This is a genomic window from Deltaproteobacteria bacterium, from assembly GCA_019308925.1.
Lineage (GTDB): Bacteria > Desulfobacterota > B13-G15 > B13-G15 > RBG-16-54-18 > JAFDHG01.
In genome coordinates, this window is sequence record JAFDHG010000006.1 from 52,217 (window position 1) to 53,997 (window position 1,781).

Genomic DNA, 1,781 nt, shown 5'->3' on the forward strand with positions numbered 1-1,781 from the left:
AAAGAAGGACGAAATAACTCTTATGGCAAAACTAGAGAGAAAATTCTCATACGAGACAAAGGCAATAAAACTCTTTTTCACTTACAATACAATAAGTAATAGCATATTTTTAAAGGGAACATTTAGTATTAATTTGTTAGAAAACCTGTGGGCCGACTTATCCATAGGAATTTTTGAAGGGAAAGGAGAAGATACTTTAAGTAAGTTTAAAGACAGTGACTTCTTCTCCATTAAGTGCAAATATAATTTTTAAGGCACTTGATCTCCTGAGGTGGAAAAGACATTTAAAAAGGTGGAAAGGTCTTTCTATGACGGAGGAGGCTAGGAACATCTCAAGACTACTGGAGAGCATTAAGATAGAGAGACTGACTGACTAAAATAAGCCCATAAAAATCCTTGAGGATAAGACCTTTGAAAGAATTCACAGAAAATGTTTGACAATACCCTTGGGGGAACTTGATTTAAGCAAATCCCTTTACTTGTGATTTCTAACTTTTTATCGTAAAATTGGTTGATGCCAACTGTCTTACGAATAGGTGGATATAGGTGGATATCGGTTTTACTTTTACAGTCATGAACCAAATGAGCCACCACATATACATATTGACCGGAGTAATTGGTCTGCAAAATTCTGGTTAAAACCTGTCTCTCTTGCCAGAAATATTGGCTTTTCGGCAAAAGAGTTAAACAAGTTACAAGCTTTAGTAAAAGAACATCAAAATCAATTATTGGAGGCATGGTATGGGTATTTTGGCCCCAGCAGCGGATGAACGAGTTAAGGATGTTAAGTTTACAGAAGACATGTTAATTGTTGAACTCATGGATGGCCGTACTATATCTGTTCCGCTAGCGTGGTATCCCAAATTGCTCAATGCAACGCCTGAACAACGTTATATTTCCTTAAAGTCTGGACAAATTCAACAGATTGTAGATACAGTTGATCTGTCTCACTGGCACATAAAAAAACTGGTGGCAATCCATCAGTTATATGACGAACCGACGAAGCAACTTCAGCCCTTTCTTTGTAAGTTTGTGGATTCTCACTCAAAAAGCTCTGCGTCATTACCCTTAAAAAGGGGAATCCTGTATTTAAAATCGTTTCAAAGTCAAAAACCCCATAAAAGAGTAAGAGGCCTTTCAGGCTTTCTTTAGGAATTACCTTTTCAATTCCTGTCATCTCGAGGAGCTCTTTTTTTGTAAAGCTGCAGCATACCAACTTACCAAGTGTGCGCCCGCCGAATCCCCCGAGAGGAATATCTTGCACGTGTCTCCGTTATATCGTTTTGCGTTGGAAAATACCCAATAGATTGCAGTAGCCACATCCTGCAACTGGATTGGATATCTGTATGTGGGGCCTAATCGATAGTTTAGATTAAAGACCAAATATCCCTTGTTTGCAAAGTTCTTACAAATTCTTGTGTAATTACTTTTAGTTCCCATCAGCCAACCTCCCCCATGAACATAGTTCAATATGGGATAGGGAGGTTCGCCATACGGCACAATGACATCCACCTTCTGTTTTCTGTTATTGCCATACGGTACATCGGAAATGAACTCTCTTGTTAACGGGGGATTTCTGTTATAGATAAATGATCTTGCGATAAGATCTGCAACTGAAAGGAAGATTTTAAGAAGATATGCTTTCATAAGCATTATCTCCACAGCGCCTAACGAGACTGTCGAAAAACCCTAAAATCCGCGATTTCGTAGCCCTAAATAGCTTGTAAGTATTTGATTTTACAGCGGGTACAAATGACCAAAATGCCATATTCGGACTTTTT

The 1,781-nt window shown here is 38.3% G+C and carries 2 protein-coding genes and 2 pseudogenes; 3 read left to right on the forward strand and 1 reads right to left on the reverse strand.

Features of this window, described 5'->3' with window-relative positions:
* Positions 1–22 precede the first annotated feature (22 nt).
* From JRI46_01760 to JRI46_01770, 3 genes and pseudogenes are all read left to right on the forward strand, one after another.
* Complete coding sequence (locus JRI46_01760) at positions 23–253, forward strand: hypothetical protein (protein ID MBW2038314.1); 231 nt, start codon at positions 23–25, stop codon at positions 251–253.
* A gap of 261 nt (positions 254–514) precedes the next feature.
* Positions 515–770 (forward strand): annotated as a pseudogene (locus tag JRI46_01765) (DUF4160 domain-containing protein).
* Positions 742–891, forward strand: a pseudogene (locus JRI46_01770) (DUF2442 domain-containing protein). The pseudogenes JRI46_01765 and JRI46_01770 overlap by 29 nt, the downstream one beginning before the upstream one ends.
* Positions 892–1,173: 282 nt before the next feature.
* Here JRI46_01770 and JRI46_01775 read toward each other — a convergent pair.
* Complete coding sequence (locus JRI46_01775) at positions 1,174–1,647, reverse strand: alpha/beta hydrolase (protein ID MBW2038315.1); 474 nt, start codon at positions 1,645–1,647, stop codon at positions 1,174–1,176.
* Positions 1,648–1,781: the final 134 nt, after the last annotated feature.

What these genes read in the sequence shown, in the direction of transcription:
- JRI46_01760 (MBW2038314.1), top strand. Translation starts at nt 23, where the DNA reads ATGGCAAAACTAGAGAGAAAATTCTCATACGAGACAAAGGCAATAAAA.
- JRI46_01775 (MBW2038315.1), bottom strand. Translation starts at nt 1,647, where the DNA reads ATGAAAGCATATCTTCTTAAAATCTTCCTTTCAGTTGCAGATCTTATC.